Origin of the sequence: Pseudomonas sp. TE3-3-F2023 (genome assembly GCF_036784815.1) — a bacterium.
GTDB classification, from domain to species: Bacteria; Pseudomonadota; Gammaproteobacteria; order Pseudomonadales; family Pseudomonadaceae; genus Aquipseudomonas; species Aquipseudomonas pudica.
Genome location: NZ_CP145113.1, coordinates 3,742,766 through 3,764,863, shown reverse-complemented (window position 1 = coordinate 3,764,863; position 22,098 = coordinate 3,742,766). Strand labels below are relative to the sequence as shown.

Genomic DNA, 22,098 nt, shown 5'->3' with positions numbered 1-22,098 from the left:
TCCCTTGCCGGGAATAAATTTTCCTCACAGGCGTCTGCCTCTTACACTGACAGCCCCAGAGGCCGGGACTTTGCCATGCATGATCTGGATGACCACCAGTGGCGCGAGCTGCTGGCCCGCCTGCGCCGCTTTGCCGTATGGCTGACCCGCGAGCCGGGTAGCGCCGATGACCTGGTGCAGGCCACGGTCGAGCGGGCCTTGAGCCGGCGCGACCAGCAACGCGACGCCGATGCTCTGCGGGCCTGGCTGTTCACCATCCTTTATCGGCTATTCCTCGACGGCAAGCGCCGCGAGCGCCTGCATGCGCGCTGGCTGTCCTGGTTCGGCCGCGGCGAGCGCGACGACGAGCCAGTTGGCGACAACCTCGAGGCCATTGTCCTGGCCCAGGCAGACCTGCAGGCTTTCGCCCGGCTCACGGCAGAACAGCGTGCGTTGCTGCTGCTGGTCAGCATCGAAGGTTTGAGCTACAAGGAGGCCGCCCAGGCCCTGGGTATCCCTATCGGCACTGTGATGTCGCGCCTGTCGCGCGCCCGCAATGCCTTGCGCGAACTGACCGAGGGCAGCCCCCAGCCCCCGGCCTTGCGGAGACTGAAATGACGCGCCTGACCCCAAGCGAAGACGAACTGCACGCTTACGTCGACGAGCGCCTGGAGCCTGTGCGCCGGGCCGAGGTGCAGGCCTGGCTGGCGGCAAATCCGCAGGCTGCGGCCAAGGTCGAGGGCTGGCGTGCCGACGCCCGGCGCCTGCGTGCGGCGTTGGCCGGGTTTGGCGAAGTGCCCGGGGCTGCGCAGCTGGACCTGGGGCAGTTGCGCCGGCAATTGCGCCAACGCCGCCAGCGCCGCTGGGCAACAGCGGCGGTATTGTTATTGGCGTTGGGCGTGGGTGGCCTGGGTGGTTGGCAGGTGCGCGATGCCACCTTGGCGCGTGTTGACCTGCCGATGGCCGATGCGGTTCAGGCGCACCGCCTGTTTGCCGGCAGCGAGGCACTGGATATTCAGGCCAGCGACCCGGGCCAGTTGCGCGACTGGCTGGGGCGACACTTCAAAAGCGTGGGCCAGTTGCCGGACCTGGCCGGCTACGGTTTCAAACCGGTGGGTGCGCGCCTGCTCAGCAATGAGCGAGGGCCGGCGGCATTGCTGGTGTTCGAGGATAGCAAGGGCCAGCGCATCAGCCTGTTCCTGCGGTCACCGGGCGATCAGTACCGGCGCATGCCGGACGGGCAGCGGGTGGATGGCCAGCTGGAGGCGCGTTATTGGTCGCATGGGGCCTACAACTTTGCTCTGGTCAGCGCGGCGGACGATGTGCGCCGGGCGGGGGTGGGGGAGGCGTTGCGGTTGGGGTTGTGACAGATGCGCGGTCACGATAAGGCCGCTTGGCAGCCCCATCGCAACACAAAGCCGCTCCTGCAGGTACTGTGCGTTCAGCTGACGATCAGCTCAACTCCAGCCAGATCGGCGCATGGTCCGACGGTTTTTCCATCCCGCGCAGCTCATAGTCCACACCCGCATCCTTGATTCGCGGCACCAGGTGCTGCGAGGCCATGATCAGGTCGATGCGCAGGCCGCGCTTGGGCTCGTCCTCGAAGCCGCGGCTGCGGTAGTCGAACCAGCTGAAGCGGTCGGAAACCTCCGGGTACAGGTGGCGGAAACTGTCCACCAGGCCCCAGGCTTTCAAACGTTCCATCCATTCGCGCTCTTCCGGCAGGAAGCTGCACTTGCCGGTCTTGAGCCAGCGTTTGGCGTTGTCCGGACCGATGCCGATGTCGCAGTCCTGCGGCGAGATATTCATGTCGCCCATCACCAGCAGCGGCTGGTCGTTGCGAAACTGGCCTTCCAGCAGGGCCTGCAAGTCGCTGTAGAAGCGCTGCTTGGCCGGGAACTTGGTGGGGTGGTCGCGGCTTTCACCCTGGGGGAAGTAGCCGTTCATGATGGTGACAGGGTTGCCATCGGCATCGGCAAAGGTGCCCCAGATAAAGCGGCGCTGGGCGTCTTCTTCATCGCTGGCAAAGCCCTTGTGCAGGCTCAGCGGTGCCTGGCGCGACAGCAGGGCCACGCCATAGTGGCCTTTCTGGCCGTGGTAATGCACGTGGTAGCCCAGCGCCTGCACGTCGGCCAGCGGGAACTGATCGTCGCTGACCTTGGTTTCCTGCAGGCCGATCACGTCCGGCTGGTGCTTTTCGATCAGCGCCGCCAGCTGATGCGGGCGGGCCCGCAGGCCGTTGATGTTGAAACAGACGATCTTCATGGAAAGATAATCCCGGTAAAAGGCGCGATGCTAGCCGACATCGCTTGCCATCACCAGCATGGCGGCTTCGGGTGCCTGCTGCTAACGTCCTTTCCAGGGCACTGTAAGCCCATTCCAGGAGGACTGCCCGCAATGCCCGAAACCACTGCTACCCCGGCCCGTGTCTGCCTGCTCGATGACGGCTACAGCCGCGAGGCGCGTTCGCTGCTGTACAACGCCTACCGTCACGAACCTACATTCGCCTATATCTTCGAGGCCCAGCGCCCAGGTTACGAGCGGCGCTTGCGGGTGATGGTGCGCGAGTGGGTACGCCAGCACTTCTACCTGCAACTGCCCGCCATCGGCTTGCTGGTGGAGGACCGCCTGATAGCCCTGGCCCTGATCGTGCCGCCGATGCGCCGGCTGGGGGTGGCCGACAGCTGGGCCTGGCGCCTGCGCATGATGATGGGCACCGGCCTGCGCTGTACGCGCCGCTACATGGACTACCAGGCCGCCCTGGCCACCTGCCTGCCCACCGAGGAGGTGCATGTGCTACCGCTGTTGGGCGTGCACCCGCAATTTCAGGGCAAGCACTACGGCGAGCAATTGTTACAAGCTGTGCATGACTGGTGCGCAGACGACCCTGGTACCCAGGGTGTGGTGCTGGACACCGGCAACGAGCACTACCTGGCCTTTTACCAGCGTCAGGGCTATGAGGAAATTGGCGAGGTGGCTGTAGGACCAATCCGCGAGAGGGTGTTCTTCCATCCCAATCCGGTCTCTTCCAATTCTGCTTTTGCCTGAGCAGACTGCGCGGCGGCTCCCTTGAGCGCCCGGCTCTGGTAGCATTCGCCGCATGACGTATTCAGGAAGATTGACCTGGGGCCTGGTTATCTGGGTCGCCAGTTTCGCAGCATGGGGCCAGAGCGAGTTGCTGGTGAAGGTCAAACCGGCCAACAAAGCGCTCAAGGCCAATGTCGAAGGCTATATCGGTTCCCTTGGCGACCGCGATGAAGAAGCGCTGCTGCGCTTCAGTCGCGGCGCCCAGGAGCAGGCGCGCAAAGCCGCGCAGGCACTTGGCTACTACCAGGCGCAGATCGATACAGAGGTCAAGCCCGCCAGCGAGGCTGACCGTTCCCCTCAACTGATCATCACCATCGACCCCGGCGAGCCGATTCGCCTGCGCAACGTGACCATACGCATCGAAGGCCCTGCCAGCGAGATGAAGGCCTTTCGCGTGCCCGACAGCAAGGCCCTGCGCGCTGGCGAACAGCTCAACCATGGCCATTATGAAGATGCCAAGCGGCTGATCCAGAACCAGGCGTCACGCTATGGCTTTTTCAGTGGGCGCTTCAGCCGCCAGCGCCTGGCGGTCGACCCTCAGGCGGGTGTGGCCGATATCGAACTGGTCTACCAGAGCGGCCCGCGCTATCACCTGGGCGCCGTCACCTTCGGTGGCGACACACCGCTGGACGACGACCTGCTGCAGCGCATGGTGTCGTTCAAGCCAGGCACACCTTACGACTCGGAACTGATCGCCGAGCTGAACAATGACCTGCAATCGAGCGGCTACTTCGAAGGCGTGCGCGTGGATGCGGCACCTACCGCCGCCGTGGGCGAAGAAATCCCCGTGGATGTCCGGCTGGAAACCCGCAAACCGCGCACCATGGGCCTGGGCCTGGGCTTCTCGACCGACGTCGGGCCACGCGGCAAGGCCAACTGGACCCGCCACTGGGTCAACCCGCAGGGCCATAGCTACGGTTGGGAAACCGAACTGTCGGCGCCCCGGCAGAACGTCGGCCTTTGGTACGACATCCCCCTCGACCCGCCGCTGACCGACAAGTTGCGCTTTGCCGGCGGCTACCAGAACGAAGAAATTGCCGGCACCGACACCCTCAGCAAACTGCTGACGGTGGGCCCCGAGTGGCACAGCAAACTGCCAAGCGGCTGGCAGCGGGTGATTTCCCTCAAGTACCAGCGCGAGGAGTACCGCCTGGGTGATGACTCCGGGTTGAGCAACCTGCTGATGCCGGGGGTGAGTTACTCCTTCCTGCGCAGTGACAACCGCATCGACCCGCATAACGGCTACCGCCTGCAGTTCGATGTGCAGGTGGCCAAGGAAGGGCTGGTCTCGGACACCAACCTGCTGCATGGCAACGTGCTGCTCAAGGGCCTGACAACACTTGGCCATGACCACCGCTTGCTCGGCCGGGTGCAGTTCGGTGGCAGCGCGACCAATGGCTTCAAGAACAACATTCCGCCGTCGCTGCGCTTTTTCGCCGGTGGCGACCAGAGCGTGCGTGGCTATGACTACCAGACCCTGTCGCCGAAGAACAGCGACGGCGACCGCATTGGCGGGCGCTACCTGGTCGCCGGCAGTGTCGAGTACCAGTATTCGCTGACCGAAAAGTGGCGGCTGGCAACCTTCGTCGACCAGGGCAACTCATTCAATGATCTGGAGCTGCCAAGCCTCAAGACCGGTGTCGGTTTTGGCGTGCGCTGGGTGTCGCCGGTCGGGCCGCTGCGCCTGGACCTGGCCAAGGCGCTGGATGATGAAGGGGGAATTCGCCTGCACTTTTCCATGGGGCCTGAGCTGTGAAACGCGTGATCAAGTACCTTCTGGCGGGCCTGCTCGGGGTTGCCGCAAGCCTGGGCCTGGCACTCGGCCTGCTGCTGGGGACCGAGGCCGGCAGCCGCTGGGTGCTGGGCAAGGTGCCCGGGCTTGAGGTGGCTGACTTCCAGGGCCGCCTGGCCGGTAGCTGGCAAGCCAGCCGGCTAAGCTGGGCCGATGCCGGCAGCACCGTAGAGGTGCAGGCACCGCTGCTGGCCTGGTCGCCGGCATGCCTGCTGCGCTCTACCTTGTGCATTGACCAGTTGCAGGCACAGCGCATCGACATGGCCTTTGTGCCCAGCGCCGAATCGGCCGACAGTGGCCCGCTGCAGTTGCCGGCCCTGCGCTTGCCACTGGCCATCGAACTGGGTGAGGTCAAGGTTGGCCAGTTGCGCCTGGATGGCAGCGACCTGCTTGGCGACTTGCAACTGGCGGCGCACTGGACCAATACCGGGCTGCGCATCGACAGCCTGCACCTGCAGCGCGATGACCTGCAATTGAACCTGCAGGGCGACCTGCAGCCCGAAGCTGACTGGCCGGTGCAACTCAAGGCGCAGCTGCAATTGCCAGCGGTGGACGGCAAACCTTGGCAGCTGGCGCTGACCGCCACCGGCGAGCTGCAGAAAACCCTGAAACTCACCGGCACCAGCAGTGGTTACCTTGACGCCACGCTGAACGGGCAATTGCAGGCGTTGACCGAGCACCTGCCGGCGACCTTGCAGATCCGCTCCGAGGCATTCAAGCCGGCCGCCTCGTTGCCCGACACCGTGCAGTTCAACCAGCTCAAGCTCGACGCCCGGGGCGACCTGCTCAAGGGCTATCAACTGTCGGGGTCGGCCAGCCTGCCGGCCGAGCAGTCGCCGATCGCCTTGCTGTTGTCCGGGCTGGTCGACAGCAAAGGCGCCAGGCTCGATGCCCTGGACCTGAACGCCAGCGATACCCAGCGGGTCAAGTTGCAAGCCACGGCTGACTGGCAGCAAGGCCTGGTCGCCGACGCCCGACTGGACTGGCAGGACTTCCCGTGGCTGCGCCTGTATCCACTGGAGACGCCGCCCGAGGTTACCCTCAAGCGGTTCATGGCCCAGGTGCATTATCGCGATGGCAACTACCAGGGCACCTTCAATGGCGATCTGGATGGCCCGGCCGGCGCGTTCAGCCTGGCCAGCCCGTTCGAAGGTGACCTGAACCAGGTGAAGCTGCCGCAGTTGGCGCTGAGCGCCGGGCAAGGCAAGGCTGCCGGCAGTGTCGCCGTGCGCTTTGCCGACACCCTGGCATGGGATGTCGACCTGCAGTTGTCGGCGCTCGACCCAGCCTATTGGCTGGCCGAGCTGCCGGGTACCCTGGCGGGGCCGCTGCGCAGCAAAGGCGAGATGAAAGGCGATGCCCTGAGCCTGGATGCCCAGCTTGACCTGAAAGGCCGCCTGCGCGGCCAGCCGGCGATGCTCAAGGTCGAGGCCCAAGGGGCAGGGCAGAGCTGGACCTTGGGCGCGCTGGCAATCCAGCTCGGGAGTAACCGCATCAATGGCAGCGGCAGCCTGCAGCAGCGCCTGGCCGGGCGGGTCGACCTGGACCTGCCGCGCCTGGGCCAGTTGTGGCCAAGATTGCAGGGCCAGGTCAAGGGCCGGCTGGACGTCGCCGGCACCTTGCAGGCCCCGCAAGGTACGCTGACACTGCAGGGCCAGCGGCTGGCCCAGGCGGAAAACCGCCTGCAGCAGCTGGACCTGGATGCCCGGCTGGACAACGCCCAGCGTGGCGTGATCGAACTCAAGGCCAGCGGCATTCACCTGGGTGACACGGCATTGGGGACCTTGCAGGCCAACGGCACAGGCGACATTCGCCAGCAAGCCTTGACCCTGGCGTTGGACGGCCCGCAGCTCAAACTCGACCTCGGCCTGGATGGCCAGTTGAACAAGGGTGACTGGCGTGGGCGCCTGGCCAGTGGGCGGATCCAGGCCGGCGGCCAGGACTGGCAGTTGCAGGCACCGGCTCGCCTGCAGCGGCTGGCCAGCGGCCAGCTGGACTTTGCTGCGCACTGCTGGCGCTCCGGCCAGGCCAGCTTGTGTGGCGACGACCAGCGTCTGGCCCCCGAGCCACGCTTGCGCTACCACCTCAAGCAGTTCCCGCTGGACAGCCTGGCCCAGTGGTTGCCGAAGGACTTCGCCTGGCAGGGCCTGCTCAATGCCGACATCAATCTGGACATCCCGGCCAGCGGCCCCAAGGGCAACATCGTCGTCGATGCCAGTGGCGGTACCCTGCGCGTGCGCGACAAGGACCGCTGGGTCGACTTCCCGTACCAGGCCCTGCGCCTGGACAGCACGCTGGCGCCGCGGCGCATCGATACCCGCCTGGCGTTCCGCGGCGAGCGCCTGGGCGAGCTGAACGTCAACACCCGCCTCGATCCACTGGGCAAGAACAAACCGCTATCGGGTGATTTTCGCCTGGCCGGTCTCGACCTGTCGGTGGCGCGCCCGTTCGTGCCTATGGTCGAGCGCCTGGCCGGGCAGCTCAATGGCAGTGGCCGGCTGTCGGGCACCTTGCTGGCGCCGCAGGTCAACGGCAACCTGATGCTCAGCGGTGGCGAAGTCAGCGGTGCCGAGCTGCCGGTCAGCCTCGAGGACCTGTCATTGCAGGCATTGATTGCCGGCGAGCAGGTACAGCTCAATGGCGGCTGGCGCAGCGGCGAGGCGGGGCGGGGCCAGTTGAATGGCTACCTCACCTGGGGCCAGGCCTTGGGCATGGACCTGCGTCTGCAGGGCCAGCAACTGCCCGTCACGGTCGAACCCTATGCGACGCTGGAGGTTGCCCCGGACCTGACCTTGCGCCTGATCGACGACAAGCTGGCGGTGACCGGCAAGGTAGAGGTGCCCAAGGGCACGATCACTGTACGCGAGCTGCCACCGTCCACCGTCAAGGTCTCGGATGACACGGTGATAGTCGGCCACCAGACCGAAGAGGGCAAGCCACCCATGGCGATGGCCATGGACATCGATGTCGAAGTGGGCCGTGACAAGCTTTCGTTCAGTGGCTTTGGCCTCAAGGCCAACCTGCTCGGCCATGTGCACATTGGCGACAACCTCGACACCCGTGGCGAGCTGAGCCTGGCCGACGGCCGCTACCGTGCCTACGGCCAGCGCCTGACCATCCGCCGTGCGCGGCTGCTGTTCGCAGGCCCGATCGACCAGCCGTATCTGGACATTGAAGCGATCCGCAAGGTCGACGACGTGATTGCCGGTATCCGTCTGAGCGGCAGTGCCGAGCAGCCCACCAGCAACGTGTTCTCGGAGCCGGCCATGAGCCAGGAGCAGGCGCTGTCGTACCTGGTACTGGGGCGGCCTCTGGGCGCGTCCGGCGAAGACAACAACATGCTTGCCGAAGCGGCCCTGGGTCTGGGCCTGGCGGGTAGCGCCGGTATCACCGGCAGCCTGGCCTCGAGCCTGGGTATCGATGACTTCCAACTGGACACCGAAGGTTCGGGCAATACCACCAGCGTGGTCGCCAGCGGCAACCTCACCGAGAAACTGAGCCTGCGCTATGGGGTGGGGGTGTTCGAGCCTGCGAACACCATTGCATTGCGCTACAAGCTGAGCAAGAAGGTGTACCTCGAGGCTGCCAGCGGGCTGGCCAGCTCACTGGACATCTTCTACAAGCGCGACTTCTGAGCCGTCACGGGGGCGGCCGTCAACGGACGATGGCCGCCTCGATGAACTCATTGGTGTCGGGGGAGGGCGGCGGGCTGGGCGCGCGTACCGGGATGATCAGGCTGGTGTACTCCTCGATCAGCCGGTTGAGGGCTTCCGGTGGTTCGCTGGCCTGGAACTGCATGCGGATCTGCACTTCATCGGGGTCACGGTTGTCGCCCTGACGGCTTTGGCCACCGATGGTGACCTTGAAGCTGGCCGCCTTGTTTTCGCCTGCGGTCAGCAGTGCCTGCTGTGCTTCGGTGCCTTTGACCCTTACCGAAAGGTCGACCTGCATGCGCTCGAGGGCCAGGCCCTTGGGTGACACCAGCGCGAACAGCGGTACGCGCATGATGTGCTGGCCGTCCATGGCCACTTCGACCATCTTGGCTTTCATGGGCGCGCCCAGCGCTTCGGTGTCGCACTCGAAGAACTGGTCGAACAGGTTGATGTACTGCTGCGCGATCAGGCTGTTGGTAGCACTGGCGGCTTCCTGCAGGCCACGGGTGATTTCGCGCAGGTCGATTGACGTCATGGGGGTAGGGGCTTTATCCAATGATTCGACTCCTCAGGCCAGGTGGGGCCCCCCCTGGTCAGGGGGGCTGTTCGGGGCAGGGGGGCGTGCCTCAAGGGGTGCTTGCGCCGGGGGTCGGAGCACCGGTGGCTGCAGTACCGGTAGCTGCTGGGCTCTTCAAGGTATCGGCCTGGGAAATTACGTCCTGGCTGTCCAGTTTGGCGGTTTTGACCACGGTCGGCTTTGTCGCGGCGTCGGTCAGGAAGTCGATCACCCGCATCATCGCTTCAGGCGGGTCCTGGCGCTTCAAGGTCGTGTTGAAGGCGTAGCGGGCGCGGGTGTCAGTCTTGCGGGTTTGCGTGGACTTGTGGCTGACGCTGCCTTTCACGCTGAGCCTGAACGGCCCCCAGCCCAGCGAACCGCTTGCCTCGGCGCTCATGTCCTTGCTGGAAACGTCTTCCGACATCTGGTTGATGACCAGCTCGAACTCGACATTACCTTCTTCGATGGAAATGTTCGGGTGGGTGATGGCTGCCACCAGCGGCACTTTCATGGTCTTGCTGACCACGCCCTTGTACTCGCCTTGTTCGTCGACGATGGTTTCGTCGTAGTCGAACTGGATGGCCACAGCCTTGCCGTCCTGGACGCACACCTGCATCAGGAAGTCGGCGTAGGATTTGCTGGCGGTGACCTGGGCCTGGACCATGGCCTGCAGGGGGCCTGCGATCATGCGGTCCATCGGCAGGGCATTGATTACGGAACCGATGAGGCTGTTATCTATCGACATTGCTGGGTTCTCTTTCTGGTTGGGTTAAAAACGTGGCTATCAATCGTGGTCACGATGCCTGGGCTTCAGCGCGCGCAATGTTCCTGGCGGCGGATGTTGCCGATCTGGCGCAGGCTCAGGCCGTACTTGTCAGCGAGCAGGCTGCGAGACAAGCCGCTGGCGCTTTCCTTCTGGATCTGCAGGTTGCGCAACTGGCGCATGAAATGGTCAGCCTTGGGAATTTCCAGGGCGACACCGGCAAAGCGCTTGATCAGTGCGTCGAGCGCTTCGGCCGGCAGCACGTCGGCAAGCTTGGTGCGCTCGCGGTGTTTGGGGATGTACTTGGGCCTGCCGCCGTAGGCGCAGGTCAGCTGGTAGGCGTTGTCGATGCCGATGCAGTCGATCAGGGCCTGCAGCGAGTGGGGCAGTTGGCTGATATCGATGTGGCTCAAGTCTGGCAGTTGCATATGGCGCTCCTTCGGGACGGATGGGCTGTGCTAACCGATCACCAGCGGCGTTATGTCGAAGGTGTGGCTGGATTTTCAGTGACAGCCGAGGCATGTCGCTAGGCGCCATATGGGTTGGGGCTTGTAGTTTCCGCGAACAGGTTTTGCAGGCAGCGATATCCGGCGTTGTAGGACATGGCTTCAACATTTGGCTGTGGCGGGTGATTTCCCATCACGTCACTCCCTGTGCAGGGCGTTGGGTGTGGTATCCCTCAGTCGCACGGATAGCTGCTCAGCAGGCTGGCGCTGCGCAGGTAGGCCTGGGGGGAGTCGCGCATGCCTTGTGGCAGCGTACGCCAATCGACCAGCAGGCACAGCGCATGCAGCGGCTGCCCGTCACGGTGGCCGATGACCTGGTCGGCAAAGCTGCGGCGGTACAGTGCCTGGGTCTGCAGCTGTGCTTGTACCTGGTCGGCCTGGGCCAGGGTTTGCCGGGCCAGCTCGGGCAGTTGCGCGGGGGGGACAGTGAAATGTAACGACGCACCCTTTGCCTGCAGGTAACCGGCCTGGCGCACGCGCTGCCACAGCTGTTGCCATTGGCTGGCGCCCGCGCTGGCAGCCAGTTCGCGGCCCAGTTCGAGCAGTTGCTCGGGCGGGGTCTGCAAGGTGTCCAGCGCATGAAGGGAAAAGGGCGTCAGGAACAGCGACGCGAACAGAAGGGGTTTGTACATGGTGCCTCCGGCATGGGTGCTTGGGAGCCCCATGCTTTCAGGCCGGCGCCGCCCCACCCAGCAGGAAATGCAGCGCCGGGGCCGGTGGCCGTTGTATCATTGCCGCGGCTCGTTGCGAGCCATTTGCCCCTGATGTTGCAAGGAACCTTCGATGACACACGTGCAGCGCCTCAAATATTCCCTTCTGATCATCCTGGTGGTACTGGGCCTGATGCTGGGCCTGTCCCACCTGCAGAAGCAGGGCACGATCAGTGAGCAGACCTTCCAGATGCTGGCCATCGCCATCGCCGTGGTGGTCGTGGTGATCAACGGCATACTGCGGCGCAAGGTCAAACCCTGACCTTGCCGGGCCGGCCAGGCATGGCCGGCCACGCGCTCAGCGCAAAGGCCTTCGCTCGAGCACAGCGCGCGCTTGCGGGTCGAGGCTGTAGCATTTGTCGCTACCCAGCTGGATGACACCCTCGCTGCACAACCGCTTGAGCACTTCGCGCACGCTGAGGAACGACAGCGGGATATCCAGCTGTTCCAGTTGTGCGTGTACGCCGCGCACGCCAATGCTGCGGCCACTGCGGTCGGCGGCGTGCAAGGCATCGATGACCTTGAGGCGGATCAGGCTGGTACGCAGGCCGAAACTGCGCAACAGCTCGCGGATCTGTTCGTTGCCGATGCGTTCGTCAGCAAAAACGTCCCGTTCCGTGGGCGTTTTGCCTGGGACACGCCCAGCCTGGATCGAGGGTTGCGGGTTGTACATGTGAATGCTCCTTTTCGTGGACGAACCCGAAATCTGGGTGCCTCACTTAGTAGGACGAATGAGAACGGAAAAACTGCAGCCCACGCGCAAAAAAAAGCCTGGTTCTGTTCAAGACGTTCCGTTGCCTTGTAATACGTAAAATTTTCATCTGGCCATTCGTCTGATCGGGATGACCCCCGAACCCGAGGATTGCCCGTGCTTCCACTTTCCCGTCCCATGACTTGCGCAGGCCTGGCTGCCGCCTTGGCAGCCTTCAGCGTCGGCGCAGCGCCGGTGCAGTCGGCCGCAGCCGATGCCAGTGCGCAGATTCGCCGAACCACTTACGGAGTGCCGCACATCGTTGCCAAGGACGAGCGCGGCCTGGGCTATGGCATCGGCTACACCTATGCCCAGGACAACCTGTGCCTGCTGGCCAATGAAGTGCTTACCGTGAGTGGCGAGCGCTCGCGCTACTTCGGTGCCAAGGGCAAGACCCTGGAGCAGCGTGACAACCTGGCCAGCGATGTGTTCTTCGCCTGGCTCAACACACCGGCGGCAGTCGAGGCGTTCTTGCAGGCGCAGCCCGCGCCGGTACAGGCGCTGCTGGCAGGTTATGCCAGTGGCTACAACCGTGCGCTGGCCGAGCGCCGCAGTCAGGGGTTGCCTGGCGAATGTGGCAACGGCGAGTGGCTGCGGCCGATCAGCAGCGAGGACCTGGTCAAGCTGACCCGTCGACTGCTCGCCGAAGGCGGTGTCGGGCAGTTCGTCGAAGCGCTGGCGGGAGCGCAACCACCAATGCTGGCCAGCCAGCAGGTGCCGGCAGGGTTTGCCGCGGCGCTGGCCAGGCAGCAGCGTTTTGCTGCTGAGCGCGGTAGCAATGCAGTGGCCGTCGGGGCTCAACGTTCGGCCAATGGCCGCGGCCTGTTGCTGGCCAACCCGCACTTCCCGTGGATGGGTGGCATGCGCTTCTACCAGATGCAGCTGACCATTCCCGGTCAGCTCGATGTGATGGGGGCGGCATTGCCGGGCCTGCCGGTGGTCAACATCGGTTTCAACCAGCATCTGGCCTGGACGCACACCGTCGACACATCGAAGCACTTCACCCTGTACCGCCTGCAACTCGACCCCAAGGACCCGACCCGCTACCTGCTCGATGGCAAGTCGCTGCCGCTGGCCCGGCAAACCGTCAGCGTTGCGGTCAAGGCCGAGGATGGCAGCCTGAGCCAGGTACAGCGCCAGGTCTACAGTTCGCAGTTCGGCCCGGTGGTGCAATGGCCGGGGCGCCTGGACTGGGATGCGCATGCCGCCTACAGCCTGCGCGACCCCAACCTCGAGAACACTCGGGTGTTGCAGCAGTGGTACCAGATCAACCATGCCGACAGCCTGGCTACGTTGAAAGGCTCGATCGAGCAGCTCCAGGGTATTCCCTGGGTCAACACGCTGGCGGTGGACCCGGCAGGCAAGGCCTTGTACCTGAACCAGTCAGTGGTGCCTTATGTGGATCAGCAACTGCTGAGTGCGTGCAGCAACCCGCAGGCACAGGGGCGCCTGGTGGTACTGGATGGCTCACGCAGTGCGTGCCAGTGGAAGGTCGATGCGCAGGCCGCGCAGCCGGGAATCTTCCCTGCGCGGCTGCTGCCGAGCCTGGAGCGCGAAGATTTCGTGCAGAACTCCAACGACCCGGCCTGGATGGCCAACCCGGCGCAGCCGCTGACCGGTTATTCGCCGCTGGTCAGCCGCAGTGACCAGCCGCTGGGCATGCGTGGCCGCTTTGCCCTGCAACGCCTGCAGGGCACTGCCCGCCTGGGCGTTGACGACCTGCAGCGCATGGTGACCGATGACGAGGTCTACCTGGCCAGCCTGGTATTGCCTGACCTGCTGCAGTGGTGCAAGGGCGCCGATGCGGATGTGCAGGCGGTATGCAGCAGCCTGGCGGCCTGGAATGGCAAGGCTGACCTGGACAGCGGCATTGGCCTGGTGCATTTCCTGAACATATTCGATATCTTGGCCGAGCATCCGGAAAGCTGGCGGGTGGCTTTCGACCCGGCCGACCCGCAGCATACCCCACGAGGGCTGGCGGTAGAGCAGGCGGCCGTGCGCAAGTTGCTGCACCAGGCCGCACTGGCGTCGCACAAGCAGGTGAGTGACAGCGGCATGGCAGGGGATGCGCGCTGGGGGCAGGTGCAACAGGCGAGCGATGGTACACCGGTGCCGGGTGGCCCGCAGGCTTTGGGCGTTTACAACGCGATCTACAGCGTGCCGCACGGGCATGGCAAGCGGCTGGTGGTCAGTGGTACCAGCTACCTGCAACTGGTCAGCTTTACCGACAAGGGGCCGCAGGCCCGCGGGCTGTTGGCGTTTTCCCAGTCGAGTGAAGCGGCTTCGGTGCATGCCGCTGACCAGACCAAGGCGTTTGCGGCCGGGCAACTGGTGGTGATTCCGTTTACCGAGGCGCAGATCAAGGCTGATCCGGAGTATCGGGAAGTGGTGATAAGTGAGCGGGACAAGGAGGCAGTGGTCAGCCGGCCTTGAGGCGTTAGCCTGTGTCTGCCTCTTCGCGGGTAAGCCCGCTCACACAGGTATCGTGCCGCTTGCAGCTTTGGTGCAGTACCTGTGGGAGCGGGTTTACCCGCGAAGAAGGAGACTCGGTTGGTCAGGAAAACTCGAACGGCGCCAGCTGAAACCCTTGTTCGTCAACCTGCAAGGCCCAACCGCGGCGGTCCCAGTCGCCCAGCACGATACGCCGTGCCGGTTGCCCGTCGACCACCAGCTTGTGTATCGCCGGCCGGTGGGTATGCCCATGGACCAAGGTACGTACACCATGCGCCGCCATTACCTTCGGCACTTCCTCCGGCGTGACATCGACGATTTCGGTGGACTTCATCCGCGTTTGCGTACGGCTTTCGCTGCGTAGCTTGCGGGCCAGCTTGTAGCGGGCAGACAGCGGCAGGTGCCGCAACACCCACAGGCTCAGCGGGTTGCGCAGCAAACGGCGCATTTTCATGTAGGCCAGGTCGCGGGTGCACAAGGTATCGCCATGCATCAGCAGCACCTGCTCACCACCCAGCTCGATCACGCTGGGGTCTTGCAGCAACGTGCAGCCCGCAGCGTCGCAGAAGGCCTGGCCAATCAGGAAATCACGGTTGCCATGCATCAGGTAGATGGCCGTGCCGCTGTCGCTCAGCTGACGCATGGCCTGGCAGACCGACTGCTGGAAGGGCGTCATGGCATCGTCGCCGACCCAGGCTTCGAAGAAGTCGCCAAGGATGTACAACGCCTTGGCGTGGCGGGCACGGCCATCGAGCAGATCAAGAAACGCCCGGGTAATGTCCGGGCGTTCTTCTTGCAGGTGCAGATCGGAGATCAGCAGGATCACTCAACGATCTCGGCTTTCTCGATGATCACGTCGTCCTTCGGCACGTCCTGGTGGCCGGCCTTGGAACCGGTGGCGACCTTTTCGATGGCGTCGACGATCTCACGGCCTTCGATCACTTCGCCGAATACCGCGTAGCCCCAGCCCTGCACGTTCTTGCCGCTGTGGTTGAGGAAGTCGTTGTCGGACGAGTTGATGAAGAACTGCGCCGAGGCGGAGTGCGGTTCCATGGTACGGGCCATGGCGATGCTGTACTTCTTGTTCTTCAGGCCGTTGTCGGCTTCGTTCTGGATGCTGGCGCGGGTCTTCTTCTGGCTCATGCCAGGCTCGAAGCCGCCGCCCTGGATCATGAAGCCCTTGATCACACGGTGGAACACGGTGCCATTGTAGTGGCCGTCCTTGACGTACTGAACGAAGTTTTCGGTAGTCAGCGGCGCTTTCTCGGCGTCCAGCTGCAGGACGATGTCGCCGTGGTTGGTGCTCAGTTTGACTTTGGACATGCTGAAACTCGCTCTTTCAAGGCAATCGGAATTAGGGTGCGCAGGGCGCGGGTTATCACCTGACGCAGGATCAGGCGATCGCGACACATGGCGCGCACTGGCCATTTTGCCAGGCTGCGGCAAAAAGCCGTGATAAATCACGCCAGTTTGTCCGGGCCCGACTGTCAGCAGCTTGACTGCTTCGGCTATGATAGGCCCTTTGATTCAATCGGCCTACCCAGGCCGGACACGTGCATTCAAGGATCCTATGAGCAAGCCCACTGCCGACAACGCGCCCAACGCCGCTGCCAAAGGCGCCCCCGCTGTCCCTGCGAACTTCCTGCGGCCGATCATCCAGGCCGACCTGGACTCGGGCAAGCACAGCAGCATCGTCACCCGTTTCCCGCCGGAGCCCAATGGCTACCTGCACATCGGTCACGCCAAGTCGATCTGCGTCAACTTCGGCCTGGCCAAGGAATTTGGGGGCGTCTGCCACCTGCGTTTCGACGATACCAACCCGGCCAAGGAAGACCAGGAGTACATCGACGCCATCCAGAGCGATGTCAAGTGGCTGGGCTTCGACTGGGCCGGCGATGTACGCTACGCCTCCGACTACTTCGATCAGCTGCACGATTGGGCGGTCGAGCTGATCAAGCGTGGCAAGGCCTACGTCTGCGACCTTACCCCCGAGCAGGCCAAGGAGTACCGTGGCAACCTCAAGGAACCGGGCAAGAACAGCCCGTTCCGCGAGCGCAGCGTTGACGAGAACCTCGACCTGTTCGCCCGCATGAAGGCCGGTGAGTTCAAGGATGGCGAGCGCGTGCTGCGGGCCAAGATCGACATGGCCTCGCCGAACATGAACCTGCGCGACCCGATCCTGTACCGTATCCGCCATGCCCACCACCACCAGACCGGTGACAAGTGGTGCATCTACCCGAACTACGACTTCACCCATGGCCAGTCGGACGCCATCGAGGGCATCACCCACTCGATCTGCACCCTGGAGTTCGAAGGGCATCGTCCGCTGTACGACTGGTTCCTCGACAACCTGCCGGTGCCGGCACACCCGCGCCAGTACGAGTTCAGCCGCCTGAACCTGAACTACACCATCACTTCCAAGCGCAAGCTCAAGCAGCTGGTGGACGAAAAGCACGTCGAAGGCTGGGACGACCCACGCATGTCGACCCTGTCCGGCTTCCGTCGTCGTGGCTACACCCCGGCCTCGATACGCAACTTCTGCGAAATGATCGGCACCAACCGTTCCGACGGCGTGGTGGACATGTCGATGCTCGAGTTCAGCATCCGTGACGACCTGGACCGCACCGCACCGCGCGCTATGTGCGTGCTGCGCCCGCTGAAGGTAGTCATCACCAACTACCCGGAAGGCCAGGTCGAGCAGCTCGAACTGCCGCGTCACCCGAAGGAAGACATGGGCGTGCGCGTGCTGCCGTTCTCCCGTGAACTGTACATCGACCGCGACGACTTCATGGAAGAGCCGCCGAAGGGCTACAAGCGCCTGGAACCGGCCGGTGAAGTGCGCCTGCGCGGCAGCTACGTGATCCGCGCCGACGAGGCAGTCAAGGATGCCGACGGTAACATCGTCGAGCTGCGCTGCTCGTACGACCCGGACACCCTGGGCAAGAACCCGGAAGGCCGCAAGGTCAAAGGCGTGATCCACTGGGTACCGGCCGAGGGCAGCGTCGAGTGCGAAGTGCGCCTGTACGACCGCCTGTTCCGCTCGCCGAACCCGGAAAAGACCGAGGAGGGCGGCACCTTCCTGGACAACATCAACCCAGGCTCGCTGCAAGTGCTCAGCGGCTGCCGTGCCGAGCCGTCGCTGGCCCAGGCGCAGCCCGAGGACCGCTTCCAGTTCGAACGCGAAGGCTACTTCTGCGCCGACCTGAAAGACAGCCAGCCGGGCCGCCCGGTGTTCAACCGCACTGTCACTCTGCGTGACTCCTGGGGCAGCTGAGGAACCGCCGTGCTTACCATCTACAACACGCTGAGCAAAGCGAAGGAAACCTTCAAACCGCTGGATGGCAACAAGGTGCGCATGTACGTCTGCGGCATGACCGTATACGACTACTGCCATCTGGGCCATGGCCGCAGCATGGTGGCCTTCGACCTGGTCACCCGCTGGCTGCGCAAGAGCGGCTACGAGCTGACCTATGTGCGCAACATCACCGACATCGATGACAAGATCATCAACCGGGCCAACGAGAACGGCGAAAGCTTCGATGCCCTGACTGCCCGCATGATCGACGCGATGCACGAAGACGAGCGCCGCCTGAACATCCTGCCGCCGGACCAGGAGCCGCGTGCCACCGACCATATCGCCGGCATGCACGCGATGATCCAGACCCTGATCGACAAGGGTTATGCCTACGCACCGGGCAACGGTGACGTGTACTATCGCGTCGGCAAGTTCGTCGGCTACGGCAAGCTGTCGCGCAAGAAGATCGAAGACCTGCGCATCGGTGCCCGTATCGAGGTCGACGAAGCCAAGCAGGATCCGCTGGACTTCGTGCTGTGGAAGGGCGTCAAGCCGGGCGAGCCAAGCTGGGAATCGCCATGGGGCCCGGGGCGTCCGGGCTGGCACATCGAGTGCTCGGTGATGTCCACCTGCTGCCTGGGTGAGAGCTTCGACATCCACGGCGGCGGCAGCGACCTGGAGTTCCCGCACCACGAGAACGAGATTGCCCAGAGCGAGGCGGCCACCGGCAAGCAGTACGCCAACGCCTGGATGCACTGCGGCATGATCCGGATCAATGGCGAGAAGATGTCCAAGTCGTTGAACAACTTCTTCACCATCCGTGACGTGCTCGAGAAGTACCACCCTGAAGTGGTGCGCTACCTGCTGGTGGCCAGCCACTACCGCAGCGCGATCAACTATTCGGAAGACAGCCTGCGCGATGCCAAGGGCGCACTGGAGCGCTTCTACCACGCCTTGCGTGGCTTGCCACGGGTGGCGGCCAAGGGTGGCGAAGACTTTGTCGAGCGCTTCAGCGTGGCCATGAATGACGACTTCGGCACCCCCGAAGCTTGCGCCGTGCTGTTCGACCTGGTGCGCGAGATCAACCGCCTGCGCGACAGCGACGTGGAGGCTGCGGCCGGCCTGGCCGGTCGCTTGCGCGAGTTGGGTGATGTGCTGGGTGTGCTGCAGCTGGAAGCTGATGACTTCCTGCGCGCCGGTGCCGAAGGCAAGGTGGATGCCGCTGAGGTCGAGGGCTTGATCCAGGCGCGCCTGCAGGCGCGTGCGGACAAGAACTGGGCCGAGTCCGACCGCATTCGCGACCAGCTGACCGCCATGGGTGTGGTGCTGGAAGACAGCAAGGGTGGGACTACCTGGCGTCTGGCTGACTGATCGATGTCATTGGGGCTGCTGCGCAGCCCATCGCCGGCAAGCCAGCTCCCACAGGAACCGCGCAATACTGAAGAACTGCGCAGTCCCTGTGGGAGCTGGCTTGCCGGCGATGGGCCGCATAGCGGCCCCAGCTTCTATTTGGCTAGCCCGGCAAGCGGGCAGTGCAACACCAATCTGGCCCCACCCAGCTCGCTTTCCCCCACCTCCAGCCCGAACCCATGCAGGTCGACGATCGCCGCAACGATCGACAACCCCAGCCCGAACCCCGCATGGCGGTGGCCTTCATCGCTACGGTAGAAGCGCTTCAGCACTGCTGCCCGTTCCTCTTCCGGAATACCCGGCCCGCTGTCCTCGATGGCCAGGTGCAGGCCCTTGTCGTCCTGCGTCGCAGATATCCGCACCAGCCCACCCTCGGGCGTGAACTTGATGCCGTTGCCCACCAGGTTGGCCAATGCCTCGAACAGCAGCTCGCGGTCACCATGCAATGCTGGCAGTTCGGCCGGCTGCTGCAGTTCCAGGCGGATGCCACCATCTTCGGCCAAAGGCAGGTAGAAGTCATGCAACTCCACTAGCAGTTCGTACGGGTCAAGCTGGACGAAACCTGCCCGTCGCTGGCGGTCTTCCAGTTCGCTGATGCGCAACAAGCCGCGAAAGCGCGCCATCAGGGTGTCAGTTTCGCCGATGGCCTGGTCCAGTGCCTCGGCCTGGGTGGAGTCGACGTCACTTTGCTGGCGAATGCGGTACAGCTGGGCGCGCAGGCGCGTGAGCGGGGTGCGCAGGTCGTGGGCAATGTTGTCGCATACGCCCTTGACCTCGTGCATCAGCCGCTCGATGCGGTCGAGCATGGCGTTCACGATGGCCGCCAGCATGTCCAACTCGTCACGCCGGGCCGACAGCGGCAGGCGGTGGGTAAGGTCACCGGCGACGATCAGTTCGGCCTGGGCCTGGATCGCGCGAATGCGCTTGAGTGGGCGCCGCCTGAGCAGGTACCAGCCGGCAAATCCGGGGATCAGGGTCAGCGAGATACCCCAGAGCAGGGCATGCAGGATGATCCGGGTGACCACGAACAGCGAGCCGTTGTCGCGCACCAGCACCAGCCAGCGGCCATCCTGCACCTTGATCGCCACCGCGTCGCAGCTGTCACGCGGCATGTGCGGGTCGTCGGCGTCCAGGCAGCGCTTGAGTTCGTGAACCTTGCCGTCCAGCCCCAGCTCCGGCGGGATGGCACGAATGCGCCCGCCAATCGGGTTGAGTTGGTTGTCGAACAAGCCGTAGGCATCGAAGCTGCGCTCTTCGAAGGCCTGGCTGGCGACCAGAGCGTCGTCCAGCTGTTTGCCGCTCATGTGCGCGAACAGGTGCTGGCGCTGCAGCATCGAATGGCGGGTGAGTTTGTTCAGGTAGCTGGATACCTCGAAGTACAGCACCCCCATGAGGATGCTGCTCCAGGCCACGAACAGAAAGCTGTACAGCGCCAGCAGGCGGCTGGTCGAGGAGCTCCAGCCCTTAGACGGGTTCAGCAATGGCATAGCCGGAGCCCCGTACCGTACGGATCAGCGGCGTTTGGCCGGGTGAGTCGATTTTCTTGCGCAGGCGGCCGATGTGCACATCGATGAGGTTGGTGCCCGGGTCGAAGTGGTAGCCCCAGACTTCCTCGAAAATCATCATTCTCGTGATCACCTGGCCGCTATGGCGCATCAGGTACTCCAGCAGCTTGTACTCGGTGGGCAGCAGGTTGAGGGTCTGTTCGCCGCGGCGGGCTTCGTGGCTGATCAGGTCCAGTTGCAGGTCGGCAACCTGCAGGCGGGTCTGGGTCATGGGCACGCTGTTGCGGCGCAGCAGCACTTCGACCCGCGCGGCCATCTCGTCGGAAGCGAACGGTTTGGTCAGGTAGTCGTCACCCCCGGCACGCAGGCCGCGTACCCGCTCGTCGACGTCGGAGAGGGCGCTGATCATCAGGATTGGCGTGGCGATCTTGAGGCTGCGCAGGGTGGTGACGATGGTCAGGCCATCGACCTCTGGCAGCATGCGATCCAGGGTGATCAGGTCGTAGCCGCCGGCAATGGCCTTGGCCAGGCCTTCACGGCCATTGTCGGCCCAATCCACCTCCAGGCCGTGGCTGGTAAGTTCGGCGACGATTTCCTGGCCGGTGACGGCGTCGTCTTCGATGGTCAGTACGCGAGGCATGCTGGTTCCCGGGCATCTAATGGAGACTTGATTGTGCCAAAGAATAGCCAAGCGGCGATTTAAGAAAAATTCATCTGGCGTGTTTTGCCTGCACTGGCCCTATCGCCGGCAAGCCAGCTCCCACAGAGCCCCCCAGGCCCCGAAGGCAGCGCAGTACCTGTGGCAGCTGGCTTGCCGGCGTTAGGGCCCTGAAAGGCATAAAGCAACCCTCTAGCGTGCGCCGATACCCTCGGCGTGCATGATCTGCGCAATGATCGGCACCGGAGTCATCAGGTGCGAACGCATCATGGCACTGGCACGCTTGGCGTCCCGGGCCAGAATCACTTCCACCAGTGCCGCATGCTCCTGGCGCTTGAGCTCCAGGGCCTGTTCGGAAAACACCGTCTGGGTCAGCCACAGGTGGCGGTAGCGCTCGGCCTGGTCGAACAGGTAGGTGCGCGCCTGCAGCAGGTGCTTGGAGCCGCAGCCCGAGGCAATGGCCGTGTGGAACGCCTTGTGCCGTTCGTCCCATACATCCAGGCGTTGCTCGCGGGTCTTCACTTCTACCACCTTGGCCAGGGTATGCGAGTGGGCCAGTACCGACGCCTCCCAGGCGTCGTCGCCCCGCTCGATGGCCAGGGTGATGATCATCGCCTCCAGGTTGGCGCGGGCATCGTAGATGTCGTTCATCTCGTCCAGCGACATGGGCGCCACACGGTAGCCTTTCTGGCTGATCGCATTGACCAGATGCTCGGCCACCAGTTGCGACAGCGCTTCGCGCAGCGGGCCCACGCCCAGGTCATAGCGTTCCTTCAGGGTGCTCATCAGCAGCTTTTCTCCGGGCTTGAACACGCCGCGGATGATGTCCTTCTTGAGCCTCTCATACCCGCTGAATGCTGAGTTTTGTCGGGGGGCGAGCGCTTCCAAGGTCCTGTTCCTCAAACGGTTTTGTCGATCATACCGAAAGCGTTCGCTGGCGAAAAACAATGGACAAATTCGATGTTTGTCGTTGAAAAATAAA

General features: G+C 63.9%; 20 protein-coding genes. 9 read left to right on the top strand and 11 right to left on the bottom strand.

Annotation, left to right across the window (positions count from 1 at the left end; translation table 11 throughout):
- Window positions 1-75: 75 nt before the first annotated feature.
- Together V3314_RS16945 and V3314_RS16940 are read left to right on the top strand one after the other, a co-directional pair.
- On the top strand, window positions 76-597 hold the full coding sequence (locus V3314_RS16945) for a sigma-70 family RNA polymerase sigma factor (RefSeq protein WP_046616598.1): 522 nt from the start codon (window positions 76-78) through the stop codon (window positions 595-597).
- Window positions 594-1,346, top strand: coding sequence for an anti-sigma factor (locus V3314_RS16940; protein WP_046616597.1), 753 nt, complete (start codon window positions 594-596; stop codon window positions 1,344-1,346). Before V3314_RS16945 ends, V3314_RS16940 begins: the two co-directional genes overlap by 4 nt.
- Before the next feature lie 85 nt (window positions 1,347-1,431).
- Here the strand turns inward: V3314_RS16940 and xthA are convergent, their stop codons facing one another.
- Entirely contained in the window at window positions 1,432-2,244 is an 813-nt protein-coding gene (gene xthA, locus V3314_RS16935; protein ID WP_046616596.1) for an exodeoxyribonuclease III, read from the bottom strand.
- A gap of 132 nt (window positions 2,245-2,376) precedes the next feature.
- Here xthA and V3314_RS16930 point away from each other — a divergent pair, with 132 nt between their 5' ends.
- The 3 genes from V3314_RS16930 to V3314_RS16920 are packed head-to-tail and all read left to right on the top strand — an operon-like array spanning window position 2,377 to window position 8,493.
- Window positions 2,377-3,027 carry a GNAT family N-acetyltransferase gene (locus V3314_RS16930; RefSeq protein ID WP_046616595.1) on the top strand — a complete coding sequence of 217 codons (651 nt, stop codon included), beginning with the start codon at window positions 2,377-2,379 and terminating at the stop codon, window positions 3,025-3,027.
- Between the two features lie 52 nt (window positions 3,028-3,079).
- Window positions 3,080-4,822 carry an autotransporter assembly complex family protein gene (locus V3314_RS16925; protein WP_046616593.1) on the top strand — a complete coding sequence of 581 codons (1,743 nt, stop codon included), beginning with the start codon at window positions 3,080-3,082 and terminating at the stop codon, window positions 4,820-4,822.
- Window positions 4,819-8,493, top strand: coding sequence for a translocation/assembly module TamB domain-containing protein (locus V3314_RS16920; RefSeq protein ID WP_046616592.1), 3,675 nt, complete (start codon window positions 4,819-4,821; stop codon window positions 8,491-8,493). The genes V3314_RS16925 and V3314_RS16920 overlap by 4 nt, the downstream gene beginning before the upstream one ends.
- A 19-nt stretch (window positions 8,494-8,512) precedes the next feature.
- Here V3314_RS16920 and V3314_RS16915 read toward each other — a convergent pair whose 3' ends face one another.
- The 4 genes from V3314_RS16915 to V3314_RS16900 all read right to left on the bottom strand — a co-directional run bounded on the left by V3314_RS16915 (window position 8,513) and on the right by V3314_RS16900 (window position 10,968).
- On the bottom strand, window positions 8,513-9,067 hold the full coding sequence (locus V3314_RS16915) for a DUF2589 domain-containing protein (RefSeq protein WP_046616591.1): 555 nt from the start codon (window positions 9,065-9,067) through the stop codon (window positions 8,513-8,515).
- A 70-nt stretch (window positions 9,068-9,137) separates the two neighbouring features.
- Window positions 9,138-9,812: a DUF2589 domain-containing protein gene (locus V3314_RS16910; RefSeq protein ID WP_046616590.1), complete on the bottom strand. Its 675-nt coding sequence runs from the start codon at window positions 9,810-9,812 to the stop codon at window positions 9,138-9,140.
- A 65-nt stretch (window positions 9,813-9,877) separates the two neighbouring features.
- Window positions 9,878-10,258 carry a Mor transcription activator family protein gene (locus V3314_RS16905; RefSeq protein WP_046616589.1) on the bottom strand — a complete coding sequence of 127 codons (381 nt, stop codon included), beginning with the start codon at window positions 10,256-10,258 and terminating at the stop codon, window positions 9,878-9,880.
- 251 nt (window positions 10,259-10,509) lie between these two features.
- The gene (locus V3314_RS16900) at window positions 10,510-10,968 is read right to left on the bottom strand and encodes a hypothetical protein (protein ID WP_338459335.1); all 459 of its coding nucleotides are present in this window, start codon (window positions 10,966-10,968) and stop codon (window positions 10,510-10,512) included.
- Between the two features lie 151 nt (window positions 10,969-11,119).
- On the opposite strand from V3314_RS16900, the gene V3314_RS16895 reads away from it, so the two are divergent.
- Window positions 11,120-11,308, top strand: a complete 189-nt coding sequence (locus tag V3314_RS16895) for a hypothetical protein (RefSeq protein ID WP_003248064.1) — start codon at window positions 11,120-11,122, stop codon at window positions 11,306-11,308.
- Between the two features lie 36 nt (window positions 11,309-11,344).
- On the opposite strand, the gene V3314_RS16890 is transcribed toward V3314_RS16895, so the two are convergent.
- Window positions 11,345-11,719: a fe2+ zn2+ uptake regulation protein gene (locus V3314_RS16890; RefSeq protein WP_046616587.1), complete on the bottom strand. Its 375-nt coding sequence runs from the start codon at window positions 11,717-11,719 to the stop codon at window positions 11,345-11,347.
- A 195-nt stretch (window positions 11,720-11,914) separates the two neighbouring features.
- Between V3314_RS16890 and V3314_RS16885 the strand changes: the two genes are divergently transcribed.
- A complete protein-coding gene (locus V3314_RS16885) occupies window positions 11,915-14,230 on the top strand; it encodes an acylase (RefSeq protein ID WP_338459334.1) in 2,316 nt (771 codons plus the stop codon).
- A gap of 121 nt (window positions 14,231-14,351) precedes the next feature.
- Here V3314_RS16885 and V3314_RS16880 read toward each other — a convergent pair whose 3' ends face one another.
- Together V3314_RS16880 and V3314_RS16875 are read right to left on the bottom strand one after the other, a co-directional pair.
- Complete coding sequence (locus tag V3314_RS16880; RefSeq protein ID WP_046616585.1) at window positions 14,352-15,074, bottom strand: UDP-2,3-diacylglucosamine diphosphatase; 723 nt, start codon at window positions 15,072-15,074, stop codon at window positions 14,352-14,354.
- Window positions 15,071-15,571 carry a peptidylprolyl isomerase gene (locus tag V3314_RS16875; protein WP_003259195.1) on the bottom strand — a complete coding sequence of 167 codons (501 nt, stop codon included), beginning with the start codon at window positions 15,569-15,571 and terminating at the stop codon, window positions 15,071-15,073. Before V3314_RS16875 ends, V3314_RS16880 begins: the two co-directional genes overlap by 4 nt.
- A gap of 247 nt (window positions 15,572-15,818) precedes the next feature.
- Here V3314_RS16875 and V3314_RS16870 point away from each other — a divergent pair, with 247 nt between their 5' ends.
- Both V3314_RS16870 and cysS read left to right on the top strand, forming a co-directional pair.
- Complete coding sequence (locus V3314_RS16870; protein ID WP_046616584.1) at window positions 15,819-17,522, top strand: glutamine--tRNA ligase/YqeY domain fusion protein; 1,704 nt, start codon at window positions 15,819-15,821, stop codon at window positions 17,520-17,522.
- Window positions 17,523-17,531: 9 nt separating this feature from the next.
- Window positions 17,532-18,914, top strand: a complete 1,383-nt coding sequence (cysS, locus tag V3314_RS16865) for a cysteine--tRNA ligase (protein ID WP_085598612.1) — start codon at window positions 17,532-17,534, stop codon at window positions 18,912-18,914.
- Window positions 18,915-19,048: 134 nt separating this feature from the next.
- Here the strand turns inward: cysS and V3314_RS16860 are convergent, their stop codons facing one another.
- The 3 genes from V3314_RS16860 to csiR form a co-directional block, all read right to left on the bottom strand.
- A complete protein-coding gene (locus V3314_RS16860) occupies window positions 19,049-20,440 on the bottom strand; it encodes a HAMP domain-containing sensor histidine kinase (protein ID WP_135002715.1) in 1,392 nt (463 codons plus the stop codon).
- Window positions 20,418-21,098 (bottom strand): response regulator transcription factor, encoded by a 681-nt coding sequence (locus tag V3314_RS16855; RefSeq protein ID WP_046616581.1) that lies wholly within the window; start codon window positions 21,096-21,098, stop codon window positions 20,418-20,420. Before V3314_RS16855 ends, V3314_RS16860 begins: the two co-directional genes overlap by 23 nt.
- Window positions 21,099-21,308: 210 nt before the next feature.
- Complete coding sequence (gene csiR / locus V3314_RS16850) at window positions 21,309-22,004, bottom strand: DNA-binding transcriptional regulator CsiR (protein WP_015270630.1); 696 nt, start codon at window positions 22,002-22,004, stop codon at window positions 21,309-21,311.
- Window positions 22,005-22,098 lie beyond the last annotated feature (94 nt).